This is a genomic window from Catenulispora pinistramenti, assembly GCF_018274385.1.
Lineage (GTDB): Bacteria > Actinomycetota > Actinomycetes > Streptomycetales > Catenulisporaceae > Catenulispora > Catenulispora pinistramenti.
The window spans coordinates 1-24,825 of sequence record NZ_JAAFYZ010000164.1 but is presented as its reverse complement, the minus strand read 5'-3'; the positions used below and the strand labels follow the sequence as shown (position 1 = coordinate 24,825).

Annotated in this window: 24 protein-coding genes; 9 read left to right on the top strand and 15 right to left on the bottom strand. The window is 69.4% G+C overall.

The features are described 5' to 3' along the window. Positions 1-9: 9 nt before the first annotated feature. On the bottom strand, positions 10-609 hold the full coding sequence (locus KGQ19_RS34445; protein ID WP_212017133.1) for a neprosin family prolyl endopeptidase: 600 nt from the start codon (positions 607-609) through the stop codon (positions 10-12). A 570-nt stretch (positions 610-1,179) separates the two neighbouring features. After that, complete coding sequence (locus KGQ19_RS34440) at positions 1,180-2,109, bottom strand: NADP-dependent oxidoreductase (RefSeq protein WP_212017129.1); 930 nt, start codon at positions 2,107-2,109, stop codon at positions 1,180-1,182. A gap of 100 nt (positions 2,110-2,209) precedes the next feature. Between KGQ19_RS34440 and KGQ19_RS34435 the strand changes: the two genes are divergently transcribed. After that, positions 2,210-2,779, top strand: a complete 570-nt coding sequence (locus KGQ19_RS34435; protein WP_212017127.1) for a TetR/AcrR family transcriptional regulator — start codon at positions 2,210-2,212, stop codon at positions 2,777-2,779. 18 nt (positions 2,780-2,797) lie between these two features. On the opposite strand, the gene KGQ19_RS34430 is transcribed toward KGQ19_RS34435, so the two are convergent. The 3 genes from KGQ19_RS34430 to KGQ19_RS34425 form a co-directional block, all read right to left on the bottom strand. Further along, a complete protein-coding gene (locus KGQ19_RS34430) occupies positions 2,798-3,952 on the bottom strand; it encodes a winged helix DNA-binding domain-containing protein (protein WP_212017125.1) in 1,155 nt (384 codons plus the stop codon). Positions 3,953-4,037: 85 nt separating this feature from the next. Continuing rightward, positions 4,038-4,163: a hypothetical protein gene (locus KGQ19_RS51355; protein WP_268908073.1), complete on the bottom strand. Its 126-nt coding sequence runs from the start codon at positions 4,161-4,163 to the stop codon at positions 4,038-4,040. 134 nt (positions 4,164-4,297) lie between these two features. Further along, positions 4,298-4,924, bottom strand: a complete 627-nt coding sequence (locus KGQ19_RS34425; protein ID WP_212017122.1) for a HutD/Ves family protein — start codon at positions 4,922-4,924, stop codon at positions 4,298-4,300. 6 nt (positions 4,925-4,930) lie between these two features. On the opposite strand from KGQ19_RS34425, the gene KGQ19_RS34420 reads away from it, so the two are divergent. From KGQ19_RS34420 to KGQ19_RS34410, 3 genes are all read left to right on the top strand, one after another. Then, positions 4,931-5,074, top strand: coding sequence for a hypothetical protein (locus tag KGQ19_RS34420; RefSeq protein WP_212017120.1), 144 nt, complete (start codon positions 4,931-4,933; stop codon positions 5,072-5,074). Between the two features lie 133 nt (positions 5,075-5,207). Then, entirely contained in the window at positions 5,208-7,481 is a 2,274-nt protein-coding gene (locus KGQ19_RS34415) for an MMPL family transporter (RefSeq protein ID WP_212017118.1), read from the top strand. A gap of 187 nt (positions 7,482-7,668) precedes the next feature. Beyond that, positions 7,669-8,478, top strand: a complete 810-nt coding sequence (locus KGQ19_RS34410) for a nucleotidyltransferase domain-containing protein (RefSeq protein WP_212017116.1) — start codon at positions 7,669-7,671, stop codon at positions 8,476-8,478. On the opposite strand, the gene KGQ19_RS34405 is transcribed toward KGQ19_RS34410, so the two are convergent. From KGQ19_RS34405 to KGQ19_RS34395, 3 genes are all read right to left on the bottom strand, one after another. After that, entirely contained in the window at positions 8,465-10,096 is a 1,632-nt protein-coding gene (locus KGQ19_RS34405; protein WP_212017114.1) for a hypothetical protein, read from the bottom strand. The two genes, KGQ19_RS34410 and KGQ19_RS34405, sit on opposite strands and share 14 nt — an antisense overlap. Before the next feature lie 752 nt (positions 10,097-10,848). Further along, positions 10,849-11,715 (bottom strand): hypothetical protein, encoded by an 867-nt coding sequence (locus KGQ19_RS34400; RefSeq protein WP_212017112.1) that lies wholly within the window; start codon positions 11,713-11,715, stop codon positions 10,849-10,851. 14 nt (positions 11,716-11,729) lie between these two features. Next, positions 11,730-12,329, bottom strand: a complete 600-nt coding sequence (locus tag KGQ19_RS34395; RefSeq protein WP_307856591.1) for a papain-like cysteine protease family protein — start codon at positions 12,327-12,329, stop codon at positions 11,730-11,732. Between the two features lie 152 nt (positions 12,330-12,481). On the opposite strand from KGQ19_RS34395, the gene KGQ19_RS34390 reads away from it, so the two are divergent. Together KGQ19_RS34390 and KGQ19_RS34385 are read left to right on the top strand one after the other, a co-directional pair. After that, the gene (locus KGQ19_RS34390; protein ID WP_212017110.1) at positions 12,482-13,420 is read left to right on the top strand and encodes a helix-turn-helix domain-containing protein; all 939 of its coding nucleotides are present in this window, start codon (positions 12,482-12,484) and stop codon (positions 13,418-13,420) included. Between the two features lie 102 nt (positions 13,421-13,522). Then, positions 13,523-13,870, top strand: coding sequence for a cupin domain-containing protein (locus KGQ19_RS34385; protein ID WP_212017108.1), 348 nt, complete (start codon positions 13,523-13,525; stop codon positions 13,868-13,870). A 125-nt stretch (positions 13,871-13,995) separates the two neighbouring features. On the opposite strand, the gene msrA is transcribed toward KGQ19_RS34385, so the two are convergent. The 5 genes from msrA to KGQ19_RS34360 all read right to left on the bottom strand — a co-directional run bounded on the left by msrA (position 13,996) and on the right by KGQ19_RS34360 (position 20,186). Continuing rightward, a complete protein-coding gene (gene msrA, locus KGQ19_RS34380) occupies positions 13,996-14,499 on the bottom strand; it encodes a peptide-methionine (S)-S-oxide reductase MsrA (protein WP_212017107.1) in 504 nt (167 codons plus the stop codon). Between the two features lie 71 nt (positions 14,500-14,570). Then, on the bottom strand, positions 14,571-15,983 hold the full coding sequence (locus KGQ19_RS34375) for an MFS transporter (protein ID WP_212017104.1): 1,413 nt from the start codon (positions 15,981-15,983) through the stop codon (positions 14,571-14,573). Between the two features lie 7 nt (positions 15,984-15,990). Continuing rightward, positions 15,991-16,569 carry an ArsR/SmtB family transcription factor gene (locus tag KGQ19_RS34370; protein WP_212017102.1) on the bottom strand — a complete coding sequence of 193 codons (579 nt, stop codon included), beginning with the start codon at positions 16,567-16,569 and terminating at the stop codon, positions 15,991-15,993. Between the two features lie 155 nt (positions 16,570-16,724). After that, positions 16,725-18,740 carry a putative Ig domain-containing protein gene (locus KGQ19_RS34365; RefSeq protein ID WP_212017100.1) on the bottom strand — a complete coding sequence of 672 codons (2,016 nt, stop codon included), beginning with the start codon at positions 18,738-18,740 and terminating at the stop codon, positions 16,725-16,727. 267 nt (positions 18,741-19,007) lie between these two features. After that, complete coding sequence (locus KGQ19_RS34360) at positions 19,008-20,186, bottom strand: FAD-dependent oxidoreductase (RefSeq protein WP_212017099.1); 1,179 nt, start codon at positions 20,184-20,186, stop codon at positions 19,008-19,010. A gap of 97 nt (positions 20,187-20,283) precedes the next feature. Between KGQ19_RS34360 and KGQ19_RS34355 the strand changes: the two genes are divergently transcribed. From KGQ19_RS34355 to KGQ19_RS34345, 3 genes are all read left to right on the top strand, one after another. After that, complete coding sequence (locus KGQ19_RS34355; RefSeq protein WP_212017097.1) at positions 20,284-20,823, top strand: TetR/AcrR family transcriptional regulator C-terminal domain-containing protein; 540 nt, start codon at positions 20,284-20,286, stop codon at positions 20,821-20,823. A 672-nt stretch (positions 20,824-21,495) separates the two neighbouring features. Next, entirely contained in the window at positions 21,496-22,050 is a 555-nt protein-coding gene (locus KGQ19_RS34350) for a SigE family RNA polymerase sigma factor (RefSeq protein WP_212017095.1), read from the top strand. Between the two features lie 6 nt (positions 22,051-22,056). After that, on the top strand, positions 22,057-23,115 hold the full coding sequence (locus tag KGQ19_RS34345) for a hypothetical protein (RefSeq protein ID WP_212017093.1): 1,059 nt from the start codon (positions 22,057-22,059) through the stop codon (positions 23,113-23,115). 220 nt (positions 23,116-23,335) lie between these two features. Here the strand turns inward: KGQ19_RS34345 and KGQ19_RS34340 are convergent, their stop codons facing one another. Beyond that, a complete protein-coding gene (locus KGQ19_RS34340) occupies positions 23,336-24,118 on the bottom strand; it encodes a GNAT family N-acetyltransferase (RefSeq protein WP_212017091.1) in 783 nt (260 codons plus the stop codon). 61 nt (positions 24,119-24,179) lie between these two features. Then, a partial coding sequence (locus tag KGQ19_RS34335) for an MFS transporter (RefSeq protein ID WP_212017089.1) occupies positions 24,180-24,825 on the bottom strand: 646 nt, incomplete at its 5' end.

Sequence of the window (24,825 nt, the reverse complement as noted above, 5' to 3'; positions counted from 1 at the left end):
AACCAAGCCTCAGCAGGCCCCAGGCCCCCCAAGAGAGAACGAAGTCCCAGTCACCGAGCCGTAGTTGTAAGAACTCGGGTCAGTCGCCGAAACCTCAAAGTCCGGCTGATCGGTCGCCCCGAAGAGCTTGTACCCCGATATCGACGACGCCCCGTTCTTGCTCCCGAAGACGCCGTTCCCCATCTGCGTGCAACTAGGTTCCTTGTCCGCGGACACCTCGCCGAACGCCGATATGACCTGAGCGCTGGTGAAGGCGCCGTTCCATGCGGACTCGGGGAAGTAGCCGAAGGCGACGTTGTTGTAGTAGGCCCACCAGTTTCCCTGGTTGAAGCGGAGTCCGAACGTGCCGGTCTTGCCCGGGGGCAGGGCCATGCCGGCGGTCACCGTTGTCGACACCTGGACGAAACCGCAGCCGTTGTAGCAAGTCTGATGGCCGTTGATCCAGTGATAGACGAACAGGTGGGGCTGATAGTCGCCGTTGCCACTCGGGTCGACGGTCCATCCGATCTCTATGGTGTTCGCGGTGGTGGTGTCATCAGAGTTCTGCAATGAGAGCTCCTGGAGCGAGTGACCGTCAGCCGCGACATTCGCCGGCGCGGCCTGCACCATGTTCACCGACGCCCCTGTTGTGTCGGTGTACTGCCGGCCGGTGACGTAGCTATAGCAGGCCCCGTACCAACACTTCCCCGTCTCGCTGCCACTCGGCGGCGCTGCAGTCGGGCTGGTGGAGCCCGTATCGCCGGGAGCCGACTCCGAATCGGTCGGCCCGGACGCGGTGTCCGTCGGCTGGCCGTCGGAAGTAGACCGCGTATCGCTGGGTGAGGTCGCGGACGCACTCTCGGACCCACTCCCGGACCCACTCGCGGACCCACCCGCCGACGCACTCGCGGACGGCGTGCGGCTAGTCGGGGCAACAGACCCACTCGTCGACGTCACAGACCCGGCCGGCGGCGCCGCCGCCGCGCCCCGCACGGTACCCGACGACGCGCAGGCACCGACCCCCGCCACAGTCGACACCGCAAGGACGGCAAGGGCGACCGATGCCTTGACGTTCATGTGTTTCCTCCCCAAGAACGAACGTGGCGCTCACCCACTATGACGCCCGACCCCCAGGCAGGTTGCCCCGCCCCCCAGCGGCCGACCGAAGGCTGCCTAAAGCAACTGAGCGCTCACCGCCGCTCACATCACGATCAAGACCTTGCCGTGCACATGCCGCCCGGCCTGCAACTCCACGGCCGTGCGCACCTGCTCCATCGGGAACGTGGCGGCGATCGGCACCGTGATCCTACCTTCGATGATCGCCCCGGTGATCCGCCCCAAGGCCTCCGGGCCGGCGTTGGCGCCGCCGGTCGCGCGCACCCCGCCGGGCGGGTTCGGGCCCGCGGCGATCGTGGAGATCCGCTCGGCCGGCACGCCGAGTTCGAGGGCGGCCTCGGCGGTCTCGGTGCCGAACAGGTCGGTCGCCGCCGCGATCCCGTCGGGTGCCAACTCGCGCACCCGATCGGCGAGGCCCGGTCCGTACGCCACCGGCTCGGCGCCGAGCTCGCGCAGGAAGTCGAACGTGCCCGGCGAGGCGGTGCCGATCACGCGGGCGCCGGCGAGCTTCGCGAGCTGCACGGCGAACACGCCCACCCCGCCGGTCGCGCCGCCGATCAGAACGGTCTCGCCGGCGCGCACGTCGATCGCCTCCAGCGCGGCCGCCGCCGTCATGCCGGGCGTGGGCACCGTGCTCGCCACCTGGTCGCTGAGCCCTTGGGGCGTGTGGAACAGCGCGTCCACCGACGTGGACGGGACGTCCACGATCGCGAAGTCGGCGACGGCCTTCGCCATCGCGCCGCCGAAGACGCGGTCGCCGACGGCGAAGCCCTCGACGCCGGGCCCGACCTCGTCGACGACCCCGGCGAAGTCGTACCCGAAACCGGCCGGCACGCTGACCCCGAACATGCCCGCCACCTGTGGCGTCGAGGAGATCAGCCAGTCCATCGGGTTCAGTCCGGCGGCCTTCACCGCGATCCGGACCTGACCCGGCCCGGCGTGCCGCTCGGCGACTTCGCGCAGCTCCAGAACGTCGGGGCCCCCGAACTTCTCGTAAATGACGGCGCGGCTCATGACGACCTCCAGGGGATGGGAAAGCCCCGTGATGGGACTTGGTCCCGTCACTGTAACACCAGTGATGGGACCAAGTCCCGTAGGCCCGTAGACTGTCGCCATGACCCGGTGGAAACCGAACGCCGCAGACCGCCTCGCCGCCGCCGCCCTGGAGCTGTTCGAGGAGCACGGCTACGAGAACACGACTGTGATCGACATCGCACAGCGCGCCGGCCTGACCAAAAGCACCTTCTTCCGGCACTTCCAGGACAAACGGGAAGTCCTGTTCGGCGGCGACACGATGGCCAGGCTCCTCATCGACGGGATCACCACGGCCCCGGCCACGGCCACCCCGCTCGAAGCCGTCGCCCACGCCTTCGACAGCGTCGGCGAGCTCGTCTTCACCCCCGAACGCCGTGGCTTCAGCACCCGCAGGCGAGCGGTGATCGCCGCCAACCCGGACCTGCGCGAACGCGAAGCGCGCAAGGGCCGCGACCTGACCACGTCGATGGCCGACGCGCTCGTCCAACGCGGCATACCCGACCTCACCGCCCGCGTGACAGCGGAACTGGGGGCACTGGCCATGGCGATCGCCTACGAGCAGTGGAGCGACGCGGCCGAGGTCGAGCGGTTCGGGGACGCCGCACGGCAGGCGCTCGACGAGGTGCGCGCGGCCGCGAACCAGGGCTGAACCACGGCGCGCCGCGCGCTATGCCACGCCGCTCACCATCGCACCCTCGATACCTTCGTCGAGAAACGTGATCAAGTCCTGGGCCTCGGCGTGGACGACCTCTCGTTCCGAGGCGGTGAGCGTTCGCAGGGGACTGATGATGAGTTGGCGATCTCGCACAATCCAGGTCGCGCTGACGCGTCCATCGACCAGAACGACACGGTGCCCCGCGACGGACAAACCTAGATGCGCGTCATCGATGATGCGACTGCGATCCTGATACCCGAGGATCGCGTTGTCGAAGGCTGGCAGGAACCTGACAGGGGCCGGCGTATCGGGGTCGGGGCGCGGCGCGTCGGGCAGGTCGAGCAGTTCGCGACCGTTCACGTCCCGGAACGCGACGAGCTCGTCCCGGACCGCTTTCACCGCCGCGGGCAGCCCGGCCAGGCCGCACCAGGCACGGAGGTCCGAGGTGCTGGCCGGACCGTAGGCGGCAAGGTAGCGACGGAGCAGTTGCTGCCCGACGGGATCGGCGTCGTCCGCGGGCAGCGGGGCGACGTCCCGTTCCAGCCACGTGGCCAACGGCAGGTTGCGCACGCCGGCCCGCTGGTGCCACAGACCGCGCGGCGGCAGCTGTGCCATGGGGATGAGTGCCGCGACGAGCAGCTCGCCGAGCGCCCGGCGCGATAGGGGTTGCGAACGGGGCTGCGAACGGGATTGCGATAGGGGCTGCGATAGATGGCGCGGCGGGCCCGACAAGTGGTCCTCAACCGCTTGCACCAGCTCGCTCATAGTCCGAGGCCGCCCGTCACCCATAACCGCGCGGCCCACAGCGGCGACCTCGTCCACGTCGATGCCCGCCAGCTCGCTCCGGTAGGTCCCCAGCACCCGCTGACGCAACATGGCGTCGTGGCGGGCGCGCCAGGCGAGCGCGTCGTCAGCGGTGACCAGGTGGACGGTGCGGCGCATCAGGTGAGTACGCACCACCGCGCGCCCGGTCAGCGCGTCATCAAGGTTCTGAGATCGGAAGCCCGCCACCCGCGACCACAGCCCGACGAACGGCTCCTGCGGCTCCTGCGCCTGAAGTCCGCACAGATGGGACACCGCCTCCACCGCGGAGGTCGCGCCGCGCTCCAGCAGGTGCTGACGAGCGAGCGTGGCGCGGTTGAGCGCGCGGTTGTCGAGGACGCTCACAGTGCTTCTCCGCGCTTCTCCGCCGCTGTTCATGGTGACCGCCTTCTTTCCGTTGCCGGCGGTCCCACTATGGCCGCAGTAGAGGTCAAGTACTGACCTCTACTGCGACGCCCTCGCCCTCGAACTCGCCCCCGCCATCGACCGCGACCCCGCCCTCGGCCTCGGCCTCGAACCCGAACCCGAACCCGAACCCGTCAGAGCAAAGCCCCACCGGTCGCATCAACCGTCTGCCCGGTCACCCACCCCGCGTCAGCCGAGACCAGGAACGCGACGATCCCGGCCACGTCATCGGGAACCCCGAGCCGGTGATGACCGCGGATCACTACGGATAGCCGCGCGAGAGCTTTAAGCGGCTCCGCGCCGATCGATCCTGATCTCGGCGAGCAAACCATTCCCCGTGACGGCCACGCTACCGGACGCATCTACCAGCACCGCGTCCAAGGCGTCCAAGGCAGCCAAGGCATTCATCGCCGCTCCCCCATGGAGCCCATGGAGCCCATCGCCCCCACCGAGCACCAGCCCGCCGGTCAACGCGACCAGAACCACCACCTCGCCGCCGTCCCGCACCGTCACCTGATGCGCCCCCGCCCCGGCCACCTCCACCGCGCGTGAAGTCCCCGTCGCACGCCCGCGTCCCGTCATCAGATTCAGCGCCCGAACCGGACCCGCGGGCAAGCGGCAGGTAGTGACGGCATCGCCGGAGAAGGCGAGCGTGTCGGAACTGGAGAGTCGGTGCGGCGTCCCATCGACGTCAAGGAACAGCTCGGTCCCGCCGATCAGCATGAAGACGCGATCGACCCCGGGGAACGCGGAGAACGGCCCATCCGCTTCGATCTCGGCGATGCTCACCGACCAGTCGAGCTCATCGGACGTGGCGGCGGCCGGCTCCCGGGCCAGAACGCGCATGATCCCGCCGCCGTTCTTCCACGGCACCGCCTTCAGCTGTGACCAGCGCACCAACGTCTGTGACATGGCGGCATGCTATCCAGCCCGCCGGATCTGTCGGTGGACATCGCGTCGTACATCGCGTCGTACATCCCGCCGTACATCCCGCCGTACATCCCGCCGTACATCCCGTCCGTCACGCATCCCAGCCGGGCGGCTCGCACGCACTGGGTCTAACAGCCCTGTTAGGGGTGTACTTACGTACACCGTCAACACACCACCTAGCCCTATGTCTCGCTGACCTGGTCTTTTCTACCTTTGAGGACGTACCGGTGACCGACACCGGTGATACCGAGGGGTAGGAGTGACGATGGCTCGCGAACGCAGCGTCGCCGCCGCGCTGGGCGGCTGGAGCGCAAGGCATCGGAAGACAGCCGTGTTCGGCTGGCTCCTGTTCGTGGTACTGGCGACGATGGTCGGCGGCGCGGTCGGCCAGCACAGCCTGACCGACGCGCAGAACGGCGTCGGATCCTCGGCCCAGGCGCTGCAGATCCTGCAGAACGCGGGCCTGTCTGACCCGGCTTCGGAGATGGTGCTGGTGCACAGCGCCTCCCAGAGCGCCGAGGCGGCACCGTTCCGGACGGCCGTCAACGCGGTCGTCTCCGGCGTGCAGGGCACCGGGCAGACCGCGTCGATACAGAACCCCTACAACGCTGGCCTGATCTCCAAGGACGGGCACTACGCACTGGTCACCTTCGACATCATCGGTGACCCGGACAAGGCGGCCGATCACGCACAGCCCATCCTCGACGCCGTCGCCAAGGCCCGGGCCCAGAACCCTGACATGCGTTTCGACGAGTTCGGCGACGCCTCCGGGCAGAAGTGGCTGAACGACTCGCTGGGCAACGACTTCAAGCGCGCCGAGTGGACCGCGGTGCCGCTGGCCTTCGGCATCCTGCTGGCCACCTTCGGCGCGCTGCTCGCCGCCGCGCTGCCGGTGCTGCTGGCGGTCACCGCGTTCGTCGCCGCGCTCGGGCTGCTCGACCTCATCTCGCACGCGATCCCGGTGGCCTCGACGTCGACCTCGGTGATGCTCCTGATGGGCCTGGCCGTCGGCGTCGACTACTGCTTGTTCTACCTGCGCCGGGAACGCCAGGAGCGCGCCGCCGGCCGCGACCCGCAGGAGGCACTGCGGATCGCCGCGGCCACGTCCGGGCACTCGGTGCTGGTCTCCGGCATCACGGTGATGGTCGCGATGGCCGGGATGTTCCTGACCGGCATGCACATCTTCGACGGCTTCGCCCTGGCGACCATCCTGGTGGTGGCCATCGCGATGCTCGGTTCGGTCACGGTGCTCCCGGCGCTGCTGTCCATGCTCGGGGACAAGATCGACTGGGGGCGCCGCAAGAAGAACCGGCAGCACCGGGCGGACCGGCAGGCCCGCCTGGCCCGTCAGTCCCAGCCGGCCGGCCCGGCTGCCGCCGCGAACGGCGGCCGACTGTGGAACGCGACCATGGCCAAGGTGCTCAACCACCCGAAGCCCTTCGCCGCCCTGGCCGTCGGGGTGCTGGTCGTCCTGGCGATCCCGGCGCTCGGTATGAAGACCGAGTCGCTGAACGTCAACAAGCTGCTGCCGGCCACCAACCCGATGGTCCAGACCTACAACGAGATCAGCGCCGAGTTCCCGGCCAGCCCCGCGCCCGGCATGGTGGTCGTGCAGACCCCTGACGTGAACGCGCCGGCCGTGACCCAGGCCGTGGCCGCCTTCAAGAGCCAGGCCGCCGCGGCCGGCGTGCTCGGTGACGGTCCGGTGCAGGTGACGCCGTACCCGGCGCAGCACGTCCTCAAGGTCCTGTTCCCGATCGCCGGGCGGGACGCCGACACCAAGGCCGTCGACGCGATCACGAAGATCAGCCACACGATCGTCCCGCACACCTTCGGCGCCCTGCCGCACACCACGGCCGCGACCGGCGGGTCGCTGGCCCTGAGCACCGACTTCAACCGCCAGCTGACCCACAGCCTGCTGCCGGTGTTCGTGTTCGTGGTCTCCGTCACCTTCCTGCTGATGCTCCTCGCCTTCCGCAGCTGGGTCATCGCGGCCACCGCGATCGTGCTCAACCTGCTGTCCACGGCCGCGGCCTACGGGGTGATGGTCGCCGTCTTCCAACACGGCTGGGGCGCCGGACTGGTCGGCACCACGGCCATCGGCACGCTCGAGGCCTGGATCCCGCTGTTCGTGTTCGTGGTCCTGTTCGGCCTGAGCATGGACTACCACGTGTTCGTGGTCTCCAGGATCCGCGAGGCGCGGGCCCGCGGCCTGAGCACCAAGGACGCGGTCGCGCACGGACTGCGGGCCACCGCCGGCGCCATCACCAGCGCCGCGGCGATCATGGTGGCGGTGTTCGCGGTCTTCGGCACGCTCGACATGCAGGACTTCAAGCAACTCGGCGTGGGTCTGGGCGTCGCGATCCTGCTGGACGCCACGGTGATCCGCGTGGTGCTGCTGCCGACGGTGATGATCCTGCTCGGGGAGCGGAACTGGCGCCGGCGTGACCGCAGGCCCGCGGTGCCGGGTCCGGCGGTGCTGTTCCGGCCGGATGCCACTGGCGGTCCGGTGCCGATCGAAGCCGGGCGTCTGCGGTAGGACGACTGGACACGACTGGACACGACTGGACACGAGACACGACTAGACACGACTGGAGACGCGATGGCGTGACACGCCGCGAAGCGCTCGGCCGGACGTCCCGGCCGAGCGCTTCGTGGCGTCGTGGCGTCGTGGCGTCGTGGCGTCGTACCGCCATGAGGTCTTGCCGGCGTGCGAGGATCCGAACATGGCGGTGACTGAAACGGACCGGGTGCTCAAGCGGTTCGTCTCCGAGGTCCGACTGGCGGCGCCGACTGTGGCCGTGTGGGCCCACGGTTCCCTCGCGATGGGCGACTTCCAGCCCGGACGCAGCGACCTCGACCTCATCGCGATCATCGAATCCCCCGCGAACGACGCGCACAGGAATCAGCTGACAGCCTTACACCAGCGATTGGCCGACGAGGAGCCGGCCGCGGCCGAGTTGCACTGTTCATACCTGGCCAGAACAGAACTCTGTGATGCCGAGGCCCGCCACGTCACCTGGGCCCATCACACACTTCTGGAACGCCCGGTAACACCGGTCACCCGCCGAGAGCTGCTCGACGGCGGGCTCACCCTCCACGGTCCGACGCCGCCGGAACTGCTCCCACCCCTGGCCCCCGGCCAGTTGGAGGACTTCATCCGGCGCGACTTAGCAGAGTTCTGGCTCCCGGCCACCGGCAGACCCCGACTCTGGCTGCGCGACATCTGGGTGGACCTGGGCCTGCTGGTCGTGGCCCGCGCCACCGTCACGCTGCGCGACGGACGGCTGATCACGAAGGGTGAAGCGCTGACGGAACTGCTGGCGCTCGGGGCACCGGCGGACGTGGTCCACGACATCCACGACCGCCGCTATTCAGATCCCAAGCCGATCGGCCGATTGCGGCGCATCCGCCGCGCGATGCGGGCCCGCGCTTTTGTGCGGCGCGGGATCGAGCGCGCACTGGCTATGGGCCAGGGCGGTTGTGAGCCTCACCCACCACCGGCCTCTCCACGCAACGAGACTAAGACCTCTTGAGATGCTTGAGATCGGTCATGATGTTGTGATCCCAGACCAACACGATCCCGTCATCGAGCACCACACGTTCCTTCGGCTTGCCGAAGGTGGCGACCGCCTCAGCCTCTGTGCCGTAGCCGGCCATTTCGGGCCGGGGATCGATCACGACGAAGTTCGCGGTGGTCGAGCGCTGGCTGTACCACTGTGTCTTCGACTCCCACAGGTCGCCCGCGACCTTCCGGCCATCGCTGACCACGGCGCGCACCTGCACCCGTCCGCCCGTGGACATGGTGATCACGCTCGCGCGCCAGTAACCGCCGAGACCGTGGGAGAGCTTGTGGGCCCGGAGCCACGAACCCACGTCGTGGCCCTCGGCCTGCACTGAGGGTTCCGTGGCATGGACGGTCAGACTCATCGCGCTCAGTGCCACGCAGCAGGCCACGCCGAGCTGCGACCGCCGGATCCGAGCAAGCCGGCTGCCCACTACCCGGGCCGCGAGCACGGTACCCAGCGGCAGCACCATCGCGATCTCGCGGCCCATGAACACATCGCCGGTGGACATGGTCGTGAACATGAACGCGGCGAGGTTGACGACCACGCCGACGGCCATCGCCTCCTCCAGGCGCGTGTGGCGCCCCAGCCGACGCAGCACGAAGACCACGCCGTAGCCGGCGATCGCGACGGCCACCAGGTGGTAGCAGACCATGGCCAGCTTGAACCCCGGCGGCAGCCCCGCCGGATCTGCGCTGTAGAGCGTGAGCATGCACTTGGCCGTCAACGTGGCATGTGTGGTGATGTCGGTGACGTCGATCAGGGTGAACTGCGGGTTGATCGACGTGTAGCCGCCGAGAGCGTGGACGAGGCGGACCAGCACCAGACTGACCGGCACCGCGGCGGCGGCGCAGATCGCGAGCGTGGCGTCGAAGCGCCGCTCCGGGCCCGGGCGCCGACAACGCACCGCGCACACGATGGCCAGCGGTATCGCACCGACCAGCAGGACCAATTGGTCGCCCATCCCGAACACCGCCAGCATCGCGCCGATGACGTAGGGCACCGCGCGCCGCTTCCCGATCCGGTCGAGCACGATGAACGCCGCCAGGATCGGTACCGCGGTGCCGAAGTGATCCGGAGAGGTGAGCAAGGTGCCCTCGACCGGCGCGGTCGTGGCAGGGGCGATCAGCGCGGCGACGACCAGCCCGCCGCGGATCCACCGCTCGCGCCCGGTGCTGCCACCGGTCGCGGCGATGACGGAGAGGATCACGATGATGGTGTAGGTGAGCGCGCTGGCCGTCGCTACGGTCGCGTCGTTCACCCCGCGGACGAGCTCCACCAGCATGTACTCGGGTAACTCGGTGGTGTAGAAGGTCACGTCGGACACGGTCCAGCCGTGTAACAGGAGGTTGCCGTGCAGGATGTCCTGCGCCTGCAACACGAACCCGGCTCCGTCGGAGTGTGCACTGACGGTGCGGGCCTGCTCATACAGGGCGATGAACAGCAGGATCGACGCCAGGACCGCGACGGCCCAGAACACGATGCGCCGGTTGCGGTCCGGCCGCGCCACCATGCCGGGCCGGTCCGCCGACGTCCCAGAGGGCTTCGCCCTGCGATCAGGTCCGTGCTGGAGAATTGCAACACTCACTGAACTCCGCCCCCGCATTCTCTCCGGCGAACACCGGCCAGCCCGTTTTTGGAAAGAGGTATGACAGCAGCCGACAAAAAGGACTCCGACAGCTACGACACCCATGTGATGCAGTCGGGGATACGGCATCCCGACATGACACGCCGGCAAACGACATCCCGACGCGCAGACTCCCCACCACCGCTCAGCGCGTTGCCAGCCCTCCCCTGGCGCGTAGGGCACAGAACCGGCCCACTGAGCGATCACACGTACTCAAGGCTTCGACCACGCCGAAGCCTTCATCCCCTGGCACTGCCACCACGGCGGCTGCCACCTCAGCTCCCCGGCTGAGCCACCCGCACATAATAGCGAACCATGATCGGCACCACGCACTCCGGCAACCATCGACGCCTCGCTCAAACATGAATTCTTGGAGGCCGATTCATGCTCCTCCACTGGTCGCAGCACCGGGGCACCCTCAGGCAGCGCCATAAGCGTCAAGAGTCGATCTAGGTCGCGGCATCGGCGGTCACCGGCTGTCCGGAGCGTTCTCTGAGAAATGTTGAGCTTCGCGCGGGGACTTCTACACGGCATCCGTCGTCGCTGCCGTGGAAATGCCCGCCATGCAAGACAACAGCGGGTGCCTGCCGCCGCCCTGGCTGGACGCGAGGCAGTGCCAGGGTTCTTAAAGACTGCGCGGGCGGCATGCATTCAACCGGGCCGACAGGGATCCCCAACCCTGTCGGCCCGGCTTCCGCAGCTGCTATGAGTTCCTACGCCGCGATCACCTCCCCGCGCCGAGTCCGCCGGTACATGACGAACCACGCGCCGCCCGCGCCTGCGGCCGCCAGTGCGGCGGTGCCGGCGAGGATCGCGGTGGTGTCCGAAGCGGACCCCGATGCCTTGCCGAGGGCCGGGTTGCGGGGCTGGAAGCCGCCGGCGATGCCCGCGTGGTCGTAGGCGCTGCCGGGGAGTTTGTCGGCGTAGCGGGAGCGGACGAGCTTGTGGTAGTCGGCCAGGGTCATACCCTGCGGGCCGACGGACTGCCGTGCAGTGGCGTCCAGGGGCAGGACCTTTCCGTTGATCAGTTGGTACCAGGCGCCTATCTGCGGCTCTTCGAACACCGTTCCGCCGGGGCGGGTCTGGGCGGCGTACGAGGTTTCGTCAGAGCCCTGAGCTATGTTCACGACCTTCCAGGTGCTGCCGACCTTCGCCGCCCACACCGAGGCGTGGGTGCCGGAGGTGCCGACCGCGTCGGTGGCGAGGAAGGCCAGGGTCGCGACCGGGGATGCGGTGCCGGCCGGGGACGGGTCGGCGACGAAGGCCGCGTCGAGGTAGTAGACCGGGAGTGTGGCGCTGTCCAGGCGTGGGGCCAGGGCCGCGGCGGCGGCTTCCTGTTGTTGCATGGTGCCCTGCGGCTTCTGGCCGCCGGCGGCCAGGAAGCGGCCGACCGTGTCCAGGGTGGCGGTCGCCGCGGAGTGGGCGGCGGCGACGTCACCGCCGCTGGGTGCCGTCGGCGCCGGGGCGGCGGCGGCCGATGCCGGGGCGGCGGCCGATGCCGAGGCCGTCGCGGCGGTCCCGACGGTCAGCCCGGCGAGGCCGGACGCGACCGCGAGCGTCATCAAAGTTCTGCGAAGCATGGTCCAGTTCCCCCTCACGCGCCGATGTAGTCGAGCGAGTGCGTCCACTCGAACGAGTTGTTGCTGACGTAGTAGTTGTAGTCGCCCCAGTTGTAGCGGTCGTCCGACGGCCACGGGTCACCCCAGTACACCCAGTTCTGGCTCTGGTCGTAGCCGTAGAGGACCTCCATGTGGCCGCCGCCGGACGACCACTGGATGCGGGCCATCACCGGGCGCCCGGCGTCGATCTCCCGGATGACCGCCGAGTAGTACAGGTAGCCGGTGATGTAGTTCCCCGGCGAGATGCCGATCGTCGAGAACGCGGTCTGGTCGTCGGCCAGCGACGCCTCGTCGTTGGCGCAGGATTCGTTGGTGTTGTTGCCGAACGCCATGTCGCAGAACTGGTTCTGGGAGTAGTCGTGGCCGTAGAAGGCGGCGACCGTGTCGCCGGAGGCGGCCCAGCACCAGTTCGACGCCTGCTGCTGCTGCATCGAGATGTTCAGCTGGTTCGCGGTGGACGCCGACGCGGCGGGTACCGCCACGAAGGTGAGGAGCGAGAGGACGGCGGCGAGCGCCGCCGCGGCCCGGAAGTGGCGGGTCCGCCGGGTGGGCGGGATACCGGGTGTGGGTGACACGCTGGACTCCTTTCGAGTCTGTCCGTGCGGGGTAGTGGCGTGAGCGTATGGGCAGGTGGCGAGGCTGCCCAGAACGCGATCGGCGGAGGCGGGGACATCGTGAAGGCTCTCGCCTTGACAGGATTCTTAAATCGGCGCTTGCCTGGATATCTGTGAATGTTCACACCGGCGCGGCCCGGGCCGCCGCCGCGAATCTGTCGGCGGTCCTGCGTACCGGGCCGTTCGAGGAGGCGCTGCGCGTGGCGATCGCGGCGCGCGGTCTTTCGCTGGAACGGCTCCGAAGTCACCTCTCGGCCCGGGGCATCCAGGTGGGTGTGGCGACGCTGAGCTACTGGCAGAACGGCCACCGCCGTCCGGAGCGGCCCGATTCGCTGCGCGCGGTCTCGGCGTTGGAGGAGATCCTGGGGCTGCCCCCGGACGCCCTGCTCGTCCTGCTCGGCCCGCGCCGTCCGCGTGGCCCGGCGGTCGGTCTGCCGCAGGGCTCGCGCGGCTACCGGCAGCTGATGCCGGCGTGGCCGGCCGTCGAGGGGCTGATCGCCTCGCTGGACACGACCGCCGACGACAAGCTGCACATCGCGGCGCAGCACGAACTGGTGTGGATCGACGGCCACCGGTCGTGCGCGCGCCGCGAGGTCTTCCAGGTCCTGCGGGCGCACCAGGACGGCGTCGACCGCTACATCGCGATCGTGACCGCGGACGCGGGAGCCGACATCTCGCTGGTCAGCGTACGGGCGCTGGAGAACTGCCGGATCGGGCGGGTCCGCCGGGACGCGGACGCCGGGGTGCTGGTATGCGAACTCTTATTCGACCTCGTCCTGCGCACCGGACAGACGCACCTGATCCGCTACGAAGTGCTCGACGAGTCGGACGCGGAGTGCGACGACTATCACCGCGGCTTCCGGTTCCCGGCCGGACAGTACGCACTCCAAGTCCGGTTCGATCCGGAGCAGCTGCCGGTGGCGTGCTTCTCGTATCAGGGGCACGACATACGAGAGCTGACGATGACCGGGTACCGGTCGGTGCACGTGAACGTCGCGCCGGTTCCGGCGGGGCGCGTCGGGATCCGCTGGGAGTGGGACGGGGCTGGGTGATCCGGCGGGTGAGCAGGGCGGGGCTGAGTGTTCCAAGACCGCACCACCGCGGGTGGAGACATAGGCTGGGCCGCCACTATCAGGAACTCTGGAGGCTGCCGCATGAGGACCTTCCGCTTCGACCGCGCCGAGCGGCCCATACCGGCCTACGACAGCATCGGGCTGGTCGCGACGCGGATCGCCGCCGGGGACGGGCGGGTGCGCCTCACCTGCTTGACCGTCGAGGCGGGCGGAGTCATCGGCACCCATCAGGCACCCAGTTCGCAGATGTTCCTCGTCACGGCCGGAGCGGGATGGGTCGCGGGAGCTGACGGCGTCCGGGCAGCGGTCCACGCCGGTGACGGCGTGGTCTGGGACGAGGGTGAGGTCCACACCTCGGGTACCGATGGCGGCCTCACGGCGCTGGTCATCGAGGGAGCGCCGCTCACGCTGTTCGACCCCGCCGCCTAGTGCGGGGCGTAGGGCGAGGCCTAGTGCGAGGCGTAGCGCGAGGCGTAGTGCGAGACACAGTGCAGAGTGCACGACGGTCGGTCACAGGGACACCGAAGTCCCTGTGACCGACCGGAATCCGCACCTCAGGCCGCGCGCCGCGGCAGCTTCCAGTTCGCGCGCGGGTAGTGGCAGGTGTAGCCGTCGGGGTAGCGCTGCAGGTAGTCCTGGTGCTCCGGCTCGGCCTCCCAGAAGTCCCCGGCCGGGGTGACCTCGGTGACGACCTTGCCCGGCCACAGCCCGGAGGCCTCGACGTCGGCGATGGTGTCCACGGCGACGCGCTTCTGCTCGTCGTTCAGGTAGTAGATCGCCGACCGGTAGCTGCGGCCCAGGTCGTTGCCCTGGCGGTCCGCCGTCGTCGGGTCGTGGATCTGGAAGAAGAACTCCAGCAGCGCCCGGTAGTCGGTCTGCTCCGGGTCGTAGAGGATCTCGATCGACTCCGCGTGGTCGCCGTGGTTACGGTAGGTCGCGTTCGGCGTGTCGCCGCCGGAGTAGCCGACGCGGGTGGAAACGACACCAGGCTCGCGGCGGAGCAGTTCCTCCATGCCCCAGAAGCAGCCTCCGGCGAGAATCGCCTTCTCGGTGGCCATCGCTGTTCCTCTTCCTTCGCGGGTCAGTATGTGCTTTCGGTGGTCTCCACCTATAACAACAGGGTAGGCGCTCATGCTTCCCATGTCGTGACGTGGTGGCCGCGGGACCGGTGGCTCGCGGACCGCACGGCGGTGGGCAGGTCGCGCCGGCGCGCGAGCGGCCCGATCAGGAGGATCGCGCAGGACGCGACCAGGACGCCGGCGGTCGCCCACAAAGTGGCGCGCAATCCGATCACGGCGCTGAGGCCGCCGCCGAGCAGGCCGCCGACGGGGATGCTGCTGTGGTTGATGGTCATCGCGAACGTGATGATGCGGCTGACCATCTCCGGCGGCGCGTACCGCTGTCGGAAGCTGGCGAAGACCACGTTGCCCGCGACGGTCCCGGCCACCAAGGCCAGGGATCCGATGACGAACAGCGCCACACCCGGGCCGGGTGAGGCCAGCGGGATCAGGAAGGCGAAGGGGGTGGCTGCCAACTGCACCGCGACCGCGCCGCGCGCGGTGCCGAAACGTCGGCACAACGGGTGGACGAGCCAGGCGCCGAGAATCCCGCCCAGCGCCCCGACCGCGACCAACGGGCCGACCAGACCGGCTCGGACGTGCAGGTCGCGGACGAGGTAGAGGACCACGATCGACTGATACGCGGCCAGGGCGAGGTTGGCGGCGGCGCCGAAGGCGGTGATCGCTCTGAGGTAGGGGTCACGGACGACGAATCGGAAGCCGTCCGCGACCTCGGTGCGCAGTGAGTGTGAGCGTGAGTGTGAGCGTGAGTGCGAGCGTTGGCCGGCATCGACCGAATCCGGCCCGGCCTGAGGACTGTCAGACGTGGCGTGAGGATCCGCCTCGGCTTCGCGCCGCGGCCTGATGAGGACCAACGTGACCGCCGATATAACGAACGTCGCCGCGTCAGCCACGAGCCCGGAGACAACCCCGAACACCTGCGCCGCCAAGCCCCCCGCGCCGGGGCCGACCACCTGCGCGACAGATGCACTCCCTTGAAGCTTCGCGTTGGCCTCGATCAGGTCGCCGGCGCCGACCAGTTCCGGCAGATAGACCTGGTACGCCGACGTGAAGAAGACCGATCCCGTACCTGAGACCACTGCGACGACCAGAAGGTAGGCCTCGGTGAGCATGTGCGCCCACGCGGCTATCGGCACACTGACGAAGACCAGCGCCATCGCCGCGTCGCACGAGATCATCAGTGTCCGCCGGGGTATCCGCCCCACCCACACCCCGGCCGGCAGGCCGAGCACCAACCACGGAAGCCACACCGCCGCCATCAACAAGCCCACTGCCAGCGGGCCCGCGTGCAGGTCTTCCACGGCCACGAGAGGTAGCGCGACAGCCGTGACACTGCTGCCCGCGCTGCTGATCGTCTGACCGCTCCACAGCAAGCGGAAGCCGCGATCGGAGAGCAGGCCCCAGCGCGACCGGCTTGCCCCGTCAACGGCGGGAACGCCGAGCGGTACAGCTTTCGCGGTCACGACGCGGTCACGGTGCGGTCGGCACGACGTGTGCGAAGACCAACACCGAATCACGGTCCTGCGAATCGTCCGGCACGGCCCGGTGCGACCAGGTGTCGAGCAGGGCCATCAGCTGCGCCCCGAACTCTCGGGCCTCCTCGGGGCTCAACCGCAGCCACGCCTCGGTCGAGAGCGAACCCACTTCCCGCCACTGCGGCGAGTACCCGGCCCGACGTGCGGGCCACGACCGCGCGGCCGCCAGCTGCCGCTCCAGCATGAGCGAGCCCGCGGCGTCGGCGACGGCGGCATCGGCCGGACTCCCCTCGAAGTCGGCGCGCGCCCACAGCACCTCCGCGGAAGTGGCCCGCCACCAACGCTCGCGCCGATCCCGTGCCAGCTCGGGGACGTCCTCGACCAGACGGGCATCGGCGAGCACGCGCACGTGATGACTGACGTTGCCGACCGCTTCACCGGTCCGCTCCGCGAGCATCCCCACTGTCGCCGGGCCGTCCGCTTCCAACACGTCCAGGATCTGCCGGCGCAGCGGGTGGGTCAGCGCCGCCAGCACTCGGGTGTCGGAGATCTTGCGCGGGGAGTCATCTGCCATGCCCGTATCGTACAAGAGCTCTTGTGCAATGGCTATTGTGCAAGAGCTCTTGTTTGTATCGATAGCAAAAGGCCAGGTCAGACAATCTCTGACCTGGCCGGTCAATCACAACTGCTCACCGCCGCTCACAACCGCTCAGCGCGGCGAGCCCGGCCTCAGCAAGCGCCGTTGTCCGTCCACACCGCCCACGATCCCGGCGCGCCCGGGGTGGCCCCGGTCGAGTACCAGGTGGAGGTGTACTTGTGGCCGCTGTAGGAGACCACGTCACCGGGTACGTACGAGGTGCTCGCGCTCCACGCGGTCAGGCCGGTGCAGCCGCCGGAGCCGCCGCTGACGGTCCAGGTGAAGGCGGCGGTGCCGGTGGCCGTTCCGGAGGACGCGGTGACGGTGACCGTGAAGGTGCCGGCCGTGGTCGGGGTTCCGGAGATCAGACCGCTGCCACTGATGGACAAGCCCGCGGGCAGGCCCGAAGCGGTGTAGGTCAGCGCCTTGCCGGCCGAGTCGGTGGCCGAGATCTGCAACGACGCCGCGGTGCCGACGGTGCCGGACTGGCTGCCCGGGTTGGCGACCGAGACCGTCTCAGAACCCGAATTCGCCACGGTCCAGGTGAACGTGGTCGAACCCTGGGCGGTGCCGGAACTCGCGGTCACGGTCACCGAGTACGTGCCGGCGGTCGTCGCGGTTCCGGAGATCCGGCCGCTGGTGCTGATCGACAGGCCGGCCGGGAGCCCGGTACCGGTGTAGGTCAGTGCCTTGCCGGCCGAGTCGGTGGCCGAGATCTGCAACGACGCCGAGGCGCCGACCGCAGTGCTCTGATTCCCGGGGTTCGTCACCGACACGGTTTCGGCACTTGAGCCCGCGCTGAAGCCGGAGGTGCCGTTGGGCGTGCCCCAGCCGGTCGGGCCGTCGTAGCCGGCCTGCGCGGTGCAGAAGTAGGCCGGCGAGCAGGTGCCGTTGCTGCCGGTGGTGACGTCGTTGAAGCTGCTGGTGTGGTTGTACGGGTACTGCGCCGCCACGTCGCCGGAGTTCGGCGCGCCGGCCAGCGCCCAGACGGAGGCGATGATCGGCGAGGCCGCCGAGGTGCCGCCGTAGACGGACCAGCCCGATCCGCCGTAGGTCTGGTAGACCGCCACGCCGGTGGCCGGGTCGGCGACCGCGGAGACGTCGGCCTCCATGCGCGTGGAGCAGCCGGTGTCGTGCTGCCACGACGGCTTCGGGTCGTACGCGGAGCACCCTGAGCCGGTGCCCTCCGTGGAGCTGGTCTCCCAGACCGACTCGCTCCAGCCGCGGGTGCCGCCGCCCCGGGTCAGCGAGGTGCCGCCGACCGCCGTCACGTACTGCGACGTCGCCGGGTACTCCGCGCCGTAGGCGGAGTCACCGGTGCTGGCGGTGATCGCCACCCCCGGGTGGTGGAAGTAGCTGGAGTCCGAGGAGGTGTCCGAGCTGTCCTCGGAACCGCCGTAGCTGTTGGACACGAACTTCGCACCCTGCGCCACGGCCTGGTTGACCCCGGTGCCCAGGTCGCTCATGTTCGCCGAGGTCGCCTCGACCAGCACGATGTGGCACTGCGGGCAGATCGCCGAGACCATGTCCAGGTCCAGGGATATCTCCCCGGCCCAGCCGGTGTCGGCGGTCGGGTAGTTGGTGCCGCCGTTCTCGTCGACCTTCTTGAAGCAGCCGTTGGCGGTGGTGCAGGCGGGCAGCCCGAAGTTGGACCGGTACGCCGCCAGGTCGCTCTCGGCGTTCGGGTCGTCCTGCGCGTCCACGATGCCGACGGTCTGACCCGCGCCGCCGGAGGGCAGGTTGTAGGCGCTGGTCAGGTCCGACGGTCCGTAGCCGGAGACCGCCGCGGGCACGGCGGTGGCGCGGTGGGCCGGCACGTCGGTGCGGCGCAGCGCCAGACATGCCATCTGGCCCTGGTGCGTCGGGGCGGCGCAGGAGCGGACGTAGTCCTCAGCCTGGTGCGCGGCGGCGGAGGTGGCGGTGGCAGTGGAACCGGTCGCGGTCGAACCGCCGGCCGAAGTCGCGGTCGAACCGGTGGCGGCGACGACGGTGGCCGCCGAGGCCGGACCGCTCAACCCGCCCCAGACCAACGCGGCCGCGGCACCCAGGGCCGCCAACCGCGCGGTCCACCCGGATCGCGTGTGTGACGCCGAGCGAATCGTGTCCACTCGGACTCCTTTCCATGGCAAGGGGACACCGGGCTCGCGGCATGCCACGAGCCTTCCGTCCTGGACAGGGAATCGGCGGTCGGCCGCCAGAGGTGACCGGCCGCCCCGCTGAGCGCACCGTATTCGCCACCAATGGTCTAGACAACGCGTCCGAACCCTGACTCGGTCCTTGACTTGGCTGAGCCTCAAGACACCTCGACGCCGCCGGACCCTTGTCCGGGCGTACCAGACCCTTGCGATCGTGCGCGGAGCCCGACCGCGCGGCCCTCAGACCGACTGCGGTTTCGCGACGTAGGCCGGGAGCGCTTCGAGGCTGAAACGCACCGCTTCGGCGCCGTACTCGAGCATCTGCGTCTCGTAGTCGCCGACCGCGTCGAGCAGGCCCCGGGTGCCCGCGGCGGCCGGGATCAGGCAGCGGCGGAGCAGGTCGGCGTCGCGCAGGGCGGTGTTCGCGCCGTTGCCCCCGGTCGGGGAGGTCGCGTGGATGGCGTCGCCCAGGAGCGTGACCGGTCCGGGGGCCCAGCGCTCGCGCGGCTCGACGACCCGGATCGACAACAGGGTGCTGTTGTCGGTGTCGGCCTGCTCGATGAGCGCCTGGAGATCCGGGTGCCAACCCTTGATCCGGGACAGGACGGCCTGCTGCGGGTTCTGCTCACCGAGTGAGCTGTTCGGCGGCAGGATCATGGCCCAGCGCACGTAATCGCCGGTGTCGGGGAGCGTCACCTCGGGGGCCAGCTCCTCGGCCGCCTGCTTCGGCGGGATCCGGAAGCGCATCGCACCGAGCAGCAGGCTGACTCCGTCGCCGGCGATCTTCGCACCCCAGGCGTGCGACAGGGCCGCGAACCGCTCGGTCATCGGAGTGCGGCCGATGACGAAGCGGACGCCGGTGTCGGTCGGGACGGTCTGCGGCGTCAGCAGCGCGCGGACGGCGGAGTTGACGCCGTCCGCACCGACGAGGAGATCGGCGGGGGCCGGGCTGGCGCCCTGCGCGAAGTGGGCCTGGACCTTGGCGGCTTCGTCGCCCTTGCCGTCCTTGCCACCCTTGCCGTTTTTGCCATCTTCGCCGTTCAGCACGTCGTAGCCGGTCAGCGCGGCGCCGGTGTGCACGTCGAGCCCGGTGAGCAGCAGGTGCCGGAGCACGTGCCGGTCCACGACGAGCCCGGACCGGGCCGGGCCGAGTTCGCCGACCTTGTTCAGCCGGGTGTCCAGGACCAGCCGCTCGACGCGGGTGTCGTCCACGATCGCGTCCAGCAAAGGATGCCAGCGCGGCGGCAGGCAGCCGTGCAGCGCCTCGAAGCCGGTCGGGCTCAGCACCAGCCGGTAGCCCTGGAACCGCGCGGTGATCGCCGGATCCCGCTCGTACACGTCGACGTCGATGCCGGCACCTCGCAGGCCCTGCGCCAGGCACAGCCCACCCAGACCGGCTCCGATCACGGAAACTCGCATCACACACCTCCCGAAGAGCACACTTGAACAGTGCTCAAGTTACTTGGACAGTGTTCAATTAGCAAGTTCACCGCGCGATTCATGGCATGATCTGGGCATGCGGTTAACCCCGGCGGTGGTGTTGGACGCCGCGAGCACGCTCCTGGACGAGGCCGGGCTCGACGCCTTCTCCACCCGCAAACTCGCCACCCGCCTCGGCGTCCGCGTGGGCGCGCTGTACTGGCACTACCCGAGCCGCCAGGCCCTGCTCGACGCGGTGGCCGAGCAGATCGTCGCCGAGGCGTCCGCCGCGCCGATCCCCGACGGCGACTGGCCCGAGCAGGCCGGCGCGATGATCCACGCCCTGCGCGACGCGATGCTCGCGCACGCCGACGGCGCCCGGATCATCGTCGAGATGGACACCCCCGGCCCGAACGCACAGGCCTACATCGAACGACTCCGCGGGCTCCTCACGGCCGCGGGCATGGACCCCGCCACCGCCGAGAACGCCGCCGACGTGCTGACCAGCTACCTGAACGGCTACACGATCGAGGAACAGGCGCACAAGGCGGGCCAGCAGCGGGCCACGACCGATCGCGGGTTCGAGTTCGGGTTGAACGTGGTGCTCGCCGGGCTCCGGACCATCGTCGCCGAGTAAGGCCGCCGGTTCCGGGCGGCAGCGCTACGCACCGGCACTGAGTAGCACAGGCCGGTGTAGTAGCCGCGCCCGGTCGTCCGGTCGGGATCATCGAGTACTTCGATGCCTCGTATGCGTTCGCCTGGAATTGCGGCCAGCGCGGCCCGGGTCTGGTCGACCATCGGGTTGAGTGATTCGTCGAGGCAGGTCAGATGGATCTCGACACGCGCGGGTCGACGGTGGCGACGGCCGACTGCGTGGCCAGCGGGACGACCGGGGCCAGTACGAGTGGCTGGAAGCCCTCGGGGAGTGCCAACAGCAGCAGGTCCTCGGCGCAGCGCGGTGAGGTCGGTCGGGGCCGGTGCCGCGAACCGGTCCGAGCGGTAGCGGCGCATCACGTCCGCCGGGGTGAGCCGGTCGGCGCGGCGCCGGAACACCTCCAGCAGCAGCGTGGTCAGATCCGTGCCGGACAGCTCATCGGTCAGCAGGTCGAGCAGCTCCGGTCGGCCCGGTCGGCCCGCTTTCGCCAGGATCCGGCGCAACGCCGGGTCGACCGCGGGGTCTTCCGTAGCCTCATCACGCAGCTGCTCCGCCGATGCAACCTGATCGCCCCCGGCTCAGTCACAGTTCTCAGGGAGGGCGCGATCGGACGCGCCGGGGGTCGGGGAAACCGGGTAGGAGCTGCGGACGTAGATGGACGGCTTGGACGATTTCACCACCTTCGCGCACGCCCAGCAGGGGCGCCTGCGACGTCTGGCTTTCCTGCTGTGCGGGGATTGGAACGATGCGCAGGACCTCGCGCAGACCACGCTCCTCAATCTCTGCCTGCACTGGAACCGCGCCCGTCGCGCCGATGCGATAGACGCCTACGCCCACAAGGCGCTCATCCACGCCTACCTGAGTGATCGCAAGAAGTACCAACGGGATCGGGCGCGTGCCACGGACTTCAGCGTGAGGGCCGAGCGCGACTTCGCCACCGGTCCGCCGGAGCTGCCGGAGCTCCGGTTGGCGTTGTTGTCCGCCCTGGACAAGCTCGCCCCACGCGGCCGTGCCGTGCTGGTGCTGCGGTTCTGGGAGGACCTGAGCGTGGAGGCGACGGCCGCCGCGCTCGGCTGCTCGACCGGCAACGTCAAAAGCCAAACCTCGCGGGCCCTGGCCAGGCTGCGCGAGATCCTCGGCGACTCCTTGCTGGACGCCGACGACCTGACACCGATCCGGCCTGCACGACCGGCCGCCCAGAACGGATGACGAGAGATGACCGAGCGCATTCGCCAGATCTTCGAAACCACCCTGCACGACGAACCGCCCCTGGTCGACATCGTGGCCGGGGCGGTTGAAGGGGCGCAGCTCAAGCGGCGCAAACAGCGCCGCGACCGGATCGCCGTGGCCGTCTCGCCGCTGGCCCTGCTCGCGCTCGGCGTCGGGACGTACACCGTCCTGCCCGGCTTCGGCTCCTCGACCGTCGGCGACGAAACCGCTACCGCGTCGGCGCCGAGCACCAGCGTGCTCTTCCCGCCGGTGGCCACGGACCAGCCGCTGAACCCGACGACGGCGGTCCACCAGGCCGCGGTCCAACTGTGCAGCCAGGACTGGTCCAAGGTGCTGGCCCCGATCAGCACGAACATGATGCCTGAGACCCAGCAGCAGGCCGTCGACATGTGCGCGATGACCGGCGAGACGCTGATGACGCTGATGCCGCAGGCGACGGTGACGCTCCCGGACGCCCCCGACCTCAGCATGACGGACGCCCCCGGGGAGCAGTGGGTGGTGAAGACCGCCGCCGGACGGACCCAGATCGGCATCCGCTACCTGTGGCCGGACAGCGCCTACGAGAAGAAGCACTACGGCCCCTTCGACCAGTGCCAGCCGAATCCGGTCAACAACCCGCCGGCGACCACCGTCCCCGGACCGAACGGCTCGCCGTTCCCGATGCGGGACCCGAACGCGGGGCACAACCAGTACTGTCTCCAGACCCGACCGGCCCAGCAGTTCTACGGCGCGCTCACGATCGACGAAACGGCCGGCACCGTCGGGTACAGCGTCCAGAACCCCGACTACGGCCGCTACATGATCGGCACCGCGACGGTCTCCGTCCCGGTGTCCGCCAAGCCGACCAGCGGCTCGTATGGGGAGGACAACGGGAAGTTCATCATCCAGGACTCCAGCGTGCCGGCCGCGATGTCCCCGGAGCAGTTCGCGAAGGTGTTCCTCGACCCCCGCTTCAACGACTACCTCAGCCGCTACGAGAACTACGTCCTCACGCATGCCACGGCCGACTCGTTCGTGGTGTCGGGGTCGAAGCCGGTGAGATAGCTGGGGTGGTCGGCTCGGGAGGTCGGCTGAGGTGGTCAGCTGGGGTAGCGCGGCTCGGGCGAGGCGGCTGCGCTGAACCCGTTATGGAGAAGCAATCACTTCAGCCGTCGGCAATACTGTGCGCATGCCGGACAACGACGGTGGGGAAGAGCCGCGCTGTTAATCCAACACCGTTACCAATTCCATTACCGACGCCAAGCCGTATGCGGGTCCTAGAATCTCATCGCGATGCGGTGAGATGAGTCAGCGTCTCGAATTGCCTGGCCCCGAACGATTCGAAGAGCGGCCTGGACATCGGGCTGTTCTCGCTGATGGCGTAGCGGGCCCCGTCGGCGACGGCGTCCCGGAGGCGCGCGGCGACCAGGGCGCGGTAGTAGCCGTTGCCCCGGCTCTGTTCCGGAACCGAGCCGCCGAGCATCACCACGTGGTCGCCGACCCTGATGTTGTGTCCGGTCGCGATGCCCTCGCCGTTCAGCTCCAGCACGTAGCCGGTGACGCCGGGCGCGTCGAGCAGCGGGGGCTGAACGAGCAGTTCCGCCATCTCCCTCGGCACCCCGAACCCCGCCGACATGGCCGCCGCGAGTACGTCGTACTCCGCGCCGTGCACCACACGCACCGTGGCGCCCTGGGGAAGGGTGGTGGGAAGCGTCGGGAGGAGCTCGGCGTCCCACAGCAACAGCGGGGTCTCTTCCGGAACGGTCATCCCGTAGCGAGCCGCCAGATCCTGCAGGTCCGGATCGACCTCCCCACGGACCTGGAGGCTCCACGGCACGTCTTTCGCGGACAGTTCGCCGGCGAACTCGTCCACTTCGGCGAGGACTCGTTTCGGCTGCACGTAGACCATGTTGAGGTTCGGCGAGGGGATACCTGTGAAGACCAACCTCGTGCCCGAGTTGCCTTGCCGCGTATAGCCACCGGGCAGAGTATCTCCGTACGTCGACATCGCCGCGTAGAACGCGTCCATTGTCGTTTCCGGTACGGCTGCATCGTTTCCCCGCGTCATGATTGATCCTCCCATGATGCGAGATACGCACCGGTTGAACCTCAACGCATTACCGGGTCGCCTACCGTCGCAGCAGCCAGCTCCCCATCCAGCCCGCGGTGACGACTGTGGCCCCGCCTGCCAACGCCATGGCCGGGCCGGTACCGACCAGACCGGCGACGGTACCGACCAGGACCGGCCCGATCCCTTGCAGGGTCATGAGGCCGGAGCTGACCAGTCCGAAGGCCTGGCCCTGGTTGTCGACCGGCAGCGCGTCGAGGAACGGGCGCTGCAATCCGATCGCATAAGAGAAACCGGTGCTGGAGGCCAGGAGAAGCAGGGCACAGACAGGTGCCGGCGGGCTGGCTGCGAGGCCGAGCAACGGCAGTCCCAGCCACACGGCCAGCGGCACCACCAACGCCTCGCGCAGCGCGGGGCGCAACAGGCGGCCGACAATCAGATCGCCGAGCAGCATGCCACTCGGGCCGCAGGCCAGGAGCAGGCTGTAGGTGCCGGCGGCAAAGCCTCGCTGGCCCGCGTACGAGACGACCAGCCCTTCGGCCCCCGCCATGAATCCGCTGGGCAGCCACTGCGCCAGGATCAGTCGACGCACGGTGCGATCCCGCGCCAGCCGCCCCGCGCCGGACCAGCTGGCTGCCAGCACCGCGCGATCCGATCCGATGTCCGGCCCACTGCCCGACTCCCCATCCCCGTCCATCTCGCCGCCC